The following is an 8,601-nucleotide window of genomic DNA, read 5'->3' as shown; positions in this document are numbered from 1 at the left end:
CACGGCGCCCGCCGCCGGCTGGCCCGGGGCCACGCCCAGTCCGGCCGCCATGGTCTGGCCCAGCGCCGCGCCGGCCGCCAGGCCCGCGCCGATGCCGGCGATGCCGCCCTCGTTCTGCGCCGCCAGCGGGATCGAGGTGGCGGTCTGGTACTGGGTGAACTTGCCCAGGTCGCCGGCCATGCCCATCGAGATCCGCGTGTCCAGCGCCTTCTGCAGTTCTTCCGGCAGCGACACGTTCTCGACCGTGAAGTTGTCGAGCTTGACGCCATAGCGGTCGAACACCGGGCCGAGCTGCTCGCCGATGCTCTGCGACATCAGGCCCTGGTTGCCGGCGATGTCCAGGAACGGCACCTTTGAGCCGCCGAGCGCGGTGGTCATGGCCGCGACCACCATGTTGCGCAGCTGCGCTTCCAGGTCGTCGACGGTGTAGACGTCGCGCGTGCCGCTGATCTCGCGGTAGAACTTGGCCGGATCGGTGATCTGGTACGAATACACGCCGAAGGCGCGCAGCCGCACCATGCCGAATTCGCTGTCGCGCAGCGTCACCGGCTGGGCCGTGCCCCAGCGCCGGCCCAGCTGCAGGCGGGTGCTGAAGAAGATCACGTCCGACTTGAAGGGCGATTCGAACAGCTTGTCCCAGTTCTTCAGGTACGTCAGCACCGGCAGGGTCTGGGTCGTCAGCTTGTACATGCCGGGGCCGAACACGTCGGCCACCTTGCCTTCGTTGACGAACACCGCCATCTGCGACTCGCGCACGGTCAGGCTGGCGCCGTACTGGATTTCGAAATCCTGCATCGGATGACGCCAGGCCAGCACGCCGTCGCCGTCCTCGTTCCATTGCAGGATGTCGATAAACTGCTTGCGGATAAATGAACCGAGACTCATGGCTAGTTCTCCTGTGTCAGATACGAATCAACGCGCCCGTCGGCTCAGGTGAGGCAGGCGGCGTTGACCACGCCGGCGGCCAGCGAGATCGATCCGATCAGGCCGCCCATGGCGATGTTGTTTTCCTCGATGGCTTCGTTCAGGCCGCGGATGGCGCGCGCCACCACGGCATAGACCACCAGTTGCACCACCATGGCGGCCACGCCCCAGACCAGGAACATGACGAAGCTGGCATGGATGGCGATGCTGGAGCAGAGGGTGAAGGAAAAGCCCACCAGCGCGCCGCCGTACGACAGCACCGCGGCGATATTGCCCTGGCGGATCAGCTCGAATTCCTTGTAGCGCGTCACCGTGGTGTAGACCGCGGTGAAAATGCCCAGCATCACCAACGCCGAGACGATGTAGATCAGATAGGTCACGGCCGGATGCATTGCTTCTCCCATATTCGCCCCCTTCAGGCCCCTAATTGCGCGCAGTATATACGGCGCTTTCGATATACTGCGAACGCATTTTCAGCGTCGGAACCCCCATGCGCGACCGCGTCCTCATCCTGTCGGTATTGATCGTCGCGTCCTGCGGCCTGGGCTATGAGCTCATCAGCAGCGCGCTCGCCAGCTATCTGCTGGGCGATTCCATTCTCCAGTTCTCGTCCGTCATCGGCTGCTATCTGTTCGCGATGGGCATCGGATCGTGGTTGTCAAAATATGTAAAAGACGACGACGTTTTGAATCGGTTCATCGATGTCGAGCTGGCCGTCGCATTATTGGGCGGGGTTTCCGCCGCCGTCCTGTTCCTGGTTTTCGCCTGGCTGTCGGCGCCCTTCCGCGCGGCGCTGTATGTCGGCGTATTCATCATCGGATTGATGGTGGGCATGGAGATCCCGCTGGTGATGCGGGTGTTCAACCAGCGCAAGGCCGAGTTCCGCGAGATCGTCAGCCGCGTGCTGACCTTCGATTACCTCGGCGCGCTGGCCGTGTCGCTGATCTTTCCGCTGCTGCTGGCGCCCAAGCTGGGCCTGCTGCGCACCGGCTTCCTGTTCGGCATGCTCAACGCCAGCGTGGCGCTGTGGACCACCTGGCTGTTCCGCCACGAGATCCGGCGGCCGGCGGAACGGGCCGTGCGCGGCGGCGTGGTGCTGGGCCTGCTGGCGCTGGGCTTCCTGTTTTCCGGCCAGATGACGGCCTGGGCCGAGAAAGGCCTGTACGGCGACGACGTGGTGCACGCCGAGACCACGCCCTACCAGCGCCTGATCGTGACGCGCTGGCATGACGACCTGCGGCTGTACATCAACGGCAACCTGCAATTCTCGTCGCGCGACGAACACCGCTATCACGAGTCGCTGGTGATCCCGGGCCTGCAGGCCCTGCCGTGGGCCCGCAACGTATTGGTGCTGGGCGGCGGCGACGGCCTGGCGGTGCGCGAGATCCTCAAGTACAAGCAGGTCGAGCACGTCACGCTGGTCGACCTGGATCCGGCCATGACCGGCCTGTTCTCGCGCTCCGAACCGCTGACGAAACTGAACCAGGGCTCGCTGACCGATCCGCGCGTCACCGTCATCAACGACGACGCCGGGCGCTGGCTCGAAAGCCACGCCGAGGTCTACGACTTCATCGTGGTCGATTTTCCGGATCCGTCCAACTTCGGCCTGGGGCGGCTGTACTCGGTGCCGGTCTACCACCTGATGGCGCGGCACCTGGCCGAGAACGGCTACATGGTGATCCAGTCGACCTCGCCCTACTTCGCGCCGCGCTCGTTCTGGAGCGTGGACGCCACGCTCAAGGAAGCCGGCCTGAACACCTGGCCGTACCACGCCTACGTGCCCTCGTTCGGCGACTGGGGCTTCATCCTGGCCGGCAAGCGCCGCGACTATACGCCGCCGGATGCCGTCACCGTGCCCACCCGCTACCTCGACCCGGCCACGCTGCGCGAGCTGTTCCACTTTCCCGCCGACATGCCGGCGCTGGCCATGCCGCCGAACCGCCTGAACGAACAGTCGCTCGTGCGCTACTTCGACGAGGACTGGCGCAGGGTCATCCGCTGATGCGCCGCCGCACCTTCCTGCTGGGCGCGGCCACCGCCGCCGTCGCGGGCACGGCGGGCTACTACCGTTCGCGCGTGATCGAGACCACGCCGGAGGTGCGCTATCCCGGCATGCAGGCCGGCCACGCGCTGCGCGACGGCGCGGCCTTGCCGCCGTCCTCGAGCAGCCGCCGCTGCCAGGTGGCGATCCTGGGGTCCGGCGTGGCCGGGCTGTCGTGCGCCTGGAAACTGGCGCGCGAGGGCTTTACCGATTTCGTCGTGGTCGAGGGCCCCGAGTACGGCGGCAACGCCGCCGCCGGCGCGCGCGACGGCCTGGACTATCCGCTCGGCGCGCACTACCTGCCGCTGCCGTCGATGCAGTCCACCCATGTGCGCGAGATGCTGGGCGACTTCGGCATCGCCGAACGCGACGCCTTCGGCGAGCGGCCCTATTACGACGAAGCCCTCCTGGCGCACTCGCCGCAGGAACGCCTGCTGCGCGACGGCCGCTGGGAAGACGGCCTCTTGCCGATGCACGGGCTGCCCGAGGCCGATATCGAACAGCATCGCCAGTTCCTGGCGCGGGTCGACCGGCTGCACGGCGCGACCGGCAACGACGGCCGCAAGGTCTTCTGCATCCCGATCGCGCTGTCCTCGCGCGACCCGGCCTGGCGCGCGCTGGACGCGCTGACCTTCAAGCAATGGCTGGAGCGCGAGGGCTACACCTCGCCCGCGCTGCACTGGTACCTGAACTACTGCTGCCGCGACGACTACGGCGCACCGTACGACCGGGTCTCGGCCTGGGCCGGCCTGCACTACTTCGCCAGCCGCGACGGCCATGCCGCCAACGCCAACGAAGGCGCGGTGCTGACCTGGCCGGGCGGCCTGGCGCCGCTGGCGCAGCGGCTGCGCGACGCCATCAGCACGCGCCTGGGCCACGGCGGCTGGCTGCTGCCCGGCATCGCCGCGCGGCTGCGCGAAAGCGCCGCCGGCCCGCGCATCGATTGCCTCGCCCCGGGCGCGGCCGCCAGCGTCTACACACTGGAGGCGCAACGCGCGGTCTGCGCCATGCCCTTGTTCGTGGCGCAGCGCATCCTGCCGGACATCCGCGCCTACGGCTACGATCCGGCCACGCACGCCTCGCCGCACGCGCCGTGGCTGGTGTCGAACTTCGTCATGGATGGCTATCCGCGCGAGGCGCCGGGCGAGCCGCTGTCGTGGGACAACGTGGTCTACCAGGGCCAGGCCCTGGGCTACGTGGTCTCGACCCACCAGCTGCTGCGCGTGGCGCGCTCGCCGCGCACGGTGTTCACCGCCTACCACGCGCTCAGCAGCCAGACGCCGCAGGCCGCGCGCCAATGGCTGGCCGACGCCCGCCCCGAGGCGCTGCGCGACGAGGCCGCCGCCGACCTGGTCGCCGCCTATGGCGACGAGTTCTGGCGCCGCGCCCGCCAGCTGGAGATCACGGTGCGCGGCCATGCCATGGCCTCGCCCTATTGCGGCTACCTGTCGAACGCCGGCCTGGCGGCGTTGCGCGAGGTCGACGGACCGGTGCTGTTCGCCCATGCCGACCTGTCCGGCTACTCGGTGTTCGAAGAGGCCGCATGGTGGGGCGTGGTGGCGGCCGGCCGCATCCTGGGGCAGCGGCCGCCGGCCTGACCGGCGACGGCACACCCGCCTGGCGGCCGCCCGGCGCGGTGCCGCAATCATGGATTGCCCGCTCTCGCTGGCGCCTGCCCGCTGCCCTACAATCGGCCGCTTACCCCCCCCCTTGATTCCGTACCGACTCAAGTAGCGACAGCGACGATGGGAAAGCAAGTCATAGTGCTCGGCGCCGGCATCGTCGGCGTCTGCTGCGCGCTGGAACTGCAGCGGCGCGGCATGGACGTCACCCTGGTCGACCGCCAGGATCCCGGCCAGGAAACCTCATCCGGCAATGCCGGCGTCCTGGCCCGCAGCTCCCTCATGCCCTTCAACCATCCCGGCCTGTGGCGCCAGCTGCCCCGGCTGCTGCGCAATGACACCGTCCAATTCCGCTACCGCGCCGCGTACCTGGCCCGCAACCTGGGCTGGGCGGCGGGCTTCCTGGCGCGCGCCCGGCCATCGGTGTTCCGCGAGACCACGGCGGCGCTCGACGGCCTGATCCGGCGCTCCGCCGCAGAACACCTGCGCCTGCTGGACGCGGCCGGCGCGCGCCGGCGCCTGCGCGACAGCGGCTGGATCTTCCTGTTCCGCAGCGAACAGGCGTGGCAGGGCGGCGCCCTGGCGCGCGAGGCCTACGCCCGCCACCAGGTGCCGACCCAGGCGCTGGATGCCGCCGACCTGGCGCGGCTGGAACCCGCCCTGGCGCCGATCTTCCCGCGCGCGCTGTGGATCCAGGGCTCGTATTCGGTGGACGATCCCGGCGCCGTGACCGCGGCCTACGCCGACCTGTTCCAGCGCTCGGGCGGCGCCTTCCGCACGCTGCGGGCCGCCGCCATCCGCCGCGACGGCGGGCGCGGCTGGATCGTGCAGGGCGACGCCGGCACGCAAACGCTGGCCGCGCCCGACCTGGTGGTGGCGCTGGGCCCGTGGTCCAAGGCCCTGCTCAAGACCACCGGCATCGACCTGCCGCTGGCGTTCGAGCGCGGTTATCACATGCATTACGGCGCCGCCGACGGCCCGGCGCTGGGCCGTCCCATCTACGACACCGGCGGCGGCTACGTGCTGTCGCCGATGGCGCGCGGCCTGCGGCTGACCACCGGCGTCGAGCTGGACGACTGCGACGCGCCCGCCCGCCCCGCGCAGCTGGACCTGGCCGAGGCGCGGGCGCGCGAGGCGATCGGCCTGGGCGAGCGGCTGGACCCGCAGGCCTGGCTGGGCCGGCGCCCGACGCTGCCGGACAGCCGCCCGATGATCGGCCAGGCGCCGCGCCATCCGGGCCTGTGGCTGGCGCTGGGCCACCAGCACATCGGTTTCAGCACGGCGCCAGGAACCGCGCAGATACTAGGTGAATTGATGACCGACGGCGGCGCGGCCAGCCGCCATGGCGCATTCCGTCCGGAACGGTTCATCTAGGGCGTATCGACATTCACAGGAGCCTTGCGTGGCCACGAACGATGCAACCGTCCCGGCCGCGCCCACGGCCCCCGCCGCCTTTCTCGGCCTGCTGATGCTGGACACGCGCTTCCCGCGCCCGCCCGGCGACGTCGGCAACCCCGAGACCTACGCCCGCGCCGGCATCCCGGCGCGCTTCGTCACGGTGCCGGGCGCCTCGCCGCGCAAGATCGTGCAGGAGGCCGACCCGGCCTTCCTGCAACCGTTCATCGATGCCGCGGTGGGTCTGGCGCGCGACGGCGCCGCGCTGATCTCCACCAGTTGCGGGTTCCTGGCGCGCTACCAGGACGCCCTGCAGGCCGCCGTGCCGGTGCCGGTGGTGTCGTCCAGCCTGCTGCAATGCCGCGGCCTGGCGCGGGTGGGCATCGTCACCTTCGACGCCGCCTCGCTCGACCGCGCCTTGCTGGACGCGGCCGGCGTGCCCGCCAACGCCGTGGTCGAAGGACTGGCGCCCGGTTGCGAGATGCAGGCACGCATCCTGGAGAACGCGCCGGACATGGATCTGGCGCGGGTCGAGCGCGACGTGGTCGAGGCCGCCGAACGGCTGGCGCGGCGCGCCCCGGACCTGACCGACATCGTGCTCGAATGCACCAACATGCCGCCGTATCGCGAGGCCGTGGCGCGCGCCACCGGCCTGCCGGTGCACGACATCGAGACGCTGCTGCTGCGCGCCTGGCGCGCGCGGGCGGCCTGACCGCGCCACGCGCCGCCATGAAAAAACCCGGCGCGATCCAGGGGATCCGCGCCGGGTCTTGCGCCAGCCGCCCGTGGCGGCCGGATCATCCGGTCAGCCCAGCAGCAAGGCGTCGTCCGACAGCTTTTCGCCGCGCACGCGCTCGAACATGGCCAGCAGGTCCGGCACGTCCATGCCGCGGCGTTCGTCGCCCGACACGTCCAGCACCACCTGGCCCTGGTGCAGCATCACGGTGCGGTCGCCCACGTCGAGCGCCTGGCGCATGCTGTGCGTGACCATCATGGTGGTCAGCTTGCTTTCGGCCACGATGCGCGCCGTCAGCTGCAGCACGAAGTCGGCGGTGCGCGGGTCGAGCGCGGCGGTGTGCTCGTCCAGCAGCAGGATGCGCGACGGCTGCAGCGCCGCCATCAGTAGGCTCACGGCCTGGCGCTGGCCGCCCGAGAGCAGGCCGATGCGGTCGGTCAGGCGGTTTTCCAGGCCCAGGCCCAGCGTGGCCAGGCGTTCGCGAAAACCTTCCTTCATCGAGGCCTTGACCGCGCGGCCATAGCCGCGGCGCGCGCCGCGCAACTGCGCCAGCGCCATGTTCTCTTCGATGGTCAGGTCTTCGCAGGTGCCGGCCATCGGATCCTGGAACACGCGCGCCACGCGCGAGGCGCGGCCCCACACCGGCTGGCGCGTGACATCGGCGCCGTCGATCTCGATGCGGCCCGAATCGACCGGCAGGTCGCCCGAGACGGCGTTCAGGAAGGTCGATTTGCCGGCGCCGTTGGAACCGATGACGGTGACGAACTGGCCCGAGGGAATGTCCAGCGACAACCCGCGCAGCGCGCGCGTTTCGATCGGCGTGCCGGCGTTGAAAGTGATCTTGAGGTCTTTTGCGGACAACATATCAGCGCCCCTTCTTGCCGAACAGCCGGCGCTTGAGCATGGGAATGACCAGGGCGACCGTGACCAGCACCGCGGTGACGAGGTTCAGGTCCTGCGCCTTCAGGCCGATGAAATCGCTGTTCAGCGCCAGCGCGATGAAGAAGCGGTAGACGATGGCGCCGATGATGACGGCCAGCGTGGCCAGCACCAGCTTGCGCGACGGCAGGATGCTTTCGCCGACGATCACCGCGGCCAGGCCGATGACGATGGTGCCGATGCCCATGGAGATGTCGGAACCGCCCTGGGTCTGCGCGAACAGCGCGCCGGCCATCGCGACCAGCGCGTTCGACAGCGCCATGCCGCCCAGGATCATGCGGCCGGTGTTGACGCCCTGCGCGCGGGCCATGCGGCCGTTCGAGCCGGTGGCGCGCACCGCCAGGCCGGTCTGGGTGGCGAAGAACCAGTCCAGCGCCAGCTTGGCCAGGATCACGATGACCACCAGGATCAGCGGCCGCGCCACGTAGTCCGACAGCCAGCCCGGCTGCAGGATGGTGAACACGGTGGGTTCGGTGATCAGCGGCACGTTGGGCTTGCCCATGATGCGCAGGTTCACGGAATACAGCGCGATCATCATCAGGATGCTGGCCAGCAGATCCATGATCTTGAGCTTGACGTTGAGCCAGCCGGTGACCAGGCCCGCGGCGGCGCCGGCGAAGGTGGCGGCGATGGTGGCCACGAACGGGTCGGTGCCCGAGGCGATCAGCGTGGCACAGACGGCGCCGCCCAGCGGGAAACTGCCGTCAACGGTCAGGTCCGGAAAGCGCAGCAGGCGAAAGGAGATATATACGCCCAAGGCCACCAGGCTGAAGATCAGGCCGATCTCCAGTGCGCCTAACAACGAGAACAATGACATGGGTCAAATCCAATCAGGTAGGGAACGAGCATATTAGAGATTAGGAACGTCCGAATTCTTGCGTTTCGGGGTCAGTTTTACCCGAGCTTTCGCAATAAACGTTTCCTGCCGTGCGATTTTCTCTCGA

General features: G+C 69.2%; 8 protein-coding genes. 4 read left to right on the top strand and 4 right to left on the bottom strand.

Features of this window, described 5'->3' with window-relative positions; genetic code table 11:
- A partial coding sequence (locus H0523_RS25220) for an SPFH domain-containing protein (RefSeq protein WP_180180187.1) occupies positions 1-885 on the bottom strand: 885 nt, incomplete at its 3' end.
- A 44-nt stretch (positions 886-929) separates the two neighbouring features.
- Positions 930-1,316, bottom strand: a complete 387-nt coding sequence (locus tag H0523_RS25215) for a DUF350 domain-containing protein (protein WP_006390571.1) — start codon at positions 1,314-1,316, stop codon at positions 930-932.
- 98 nt (positions 1,317-1,414) lie between these two features.
- On the opposite strand from H0523_RS25215, the gene H0523_RS25210 reads away from it, so the two are divergent.
- From H0523_RS25210 to H0523_RS25195, 4 genes are all read left to right on the top strand, one after another.
- Complete coding sequence (locus tag H0523_RS25210; RefSeq protein ID WP_054431666.1) at positions 1,415-2,926, top strand: polyamine aminopropyltransferase; 1,512 nt, start codon at positions 1,415-1,417, stop codon at positions 2,924-2,926.
- On the top strand, positions 2,926-4,563 hold the full coding sequence (locus H0523_RS25205; protein WP_054431667.1) for an NAD(P)-binding protein: 1,638 nt from the start codon (positions 2,926-2,928) through the stop codon (positions 4,561-4,563). The genes H0523_RS25210 and H0523_RS25205 overlap by 1 nt, the downstream gene beginning before the upstream one ends.
- 147 nt (positions 4,564-4,710) lie before the next feature.
- Positions 4,711-5,961 (top strand): NAD(P)/FAD-dependent oxidoreductase, encoded by a 1,251-nt coding sequence (locus H0523_RS25200; RefSeq protein ID WP_054431668.1) that lies wholly within the window; start codon positions 4,711-4,713, stop codon positions 5,959-5,961.
- 28 nt (positions 5,962-5,989) lie between these two features.
- Positions 5,990-6,694: an aspartate/glutamate racemase family protein gene (locus H0523_RS25195; RefSeq protein WP_082380539.1), complete on the top strand. Its 705-nt coding sequence runs from the start codon at positions 5,990-5,992 to the stop codon at positions 6,692-6,694.
- A gap of 93 nt (positions 6,695-6,787) precedes the next feature.
- On the opposite strand, the gene H0523_RS25190 is transcribed toward H0523_RS25195, so the two are convergent.
- Together H0523_RS25190 and H0523_RS25185 are read right to left on the bottom strand one after the other, a co-directional pair.
- On the bottom strand, positions 6,788-7,582 hold the full coding sequence (locus H0523_RS25190; RefSeq protein WP_054431669.1) for an ABC transporter ATP-binding protein: 795 nt from the start codon (positions 7,580-7,582) through the stop codon (positions 6,788-6,790).
- Between the two features lies 1 nt (position 7,583).
- Positions 7,584-8,474, bottom strand: a complete 891-nt coding sequence (locus H0523_RS25185) for an ABC transporter permease (protein ID WP_006390578.1) — start codon at positions 8,472-8,474, stop codon at positions 7,584-7,586.
- Between the last annotated feature and the right edge of the window lie 127 nt (positions 8,475-8,601).

Source organism: Achromobacter insuavis (assembly GCF_902859645.1).
Lineage (GTDB): Bacteria > Pseudomonadota > Gammaproteobacteria > Burkholderiales > Burkholderiaceae_B > Achromobacter > Achromobacter insuavis.
This window is presented reverse-complemented; position numbering and strand designations above follow the sequence as displayed.

Coding starts and splice junctions, on each gene's coding strand:
- H0523_RS25190 (WP_054431669.1), bottom strand. CDS start 7,582: ATGTTGTCCGCAAAAGACCTCAAGATCACTTTCAACGCCGGCACGCCG.
- H0523_RS25205 (WP_054431667.1), top strand. CDS start 2,926: ATGCGCCGCCGCACCTTCCTGCTGGGCGCGGCCACCGCCGCCGTCGCG.
- H0523_RS25215 (WP_006390571.1), bottom strand. CDS start 1,316: ATGCATCCGGCCGTGACCTATCTGATCTACATCGTCTCGGCGTTGGTG.
- H0523_RS25185 (WP_006390578.1), bottom strand. CDS start 8,474: ATGTCATTGTTCTCGTTGTTAGGCGCACTGGAGATCGGCCTGATCTTC.
- H0523_RS25200 (WP_054431668.1), top strand. CDS start 4,711: ATGGGAAAGCAAGTCATAGTGCTCGGCGCCGGCATCGTCGGCGTCTGC.
- H0523_RS25210 (WP_054431666.1), top strand. CDS start 1,415: ATGCGCGACCGCGTCCTCATCCTGTCGGTATTGATCGTCGCGTCCTGC.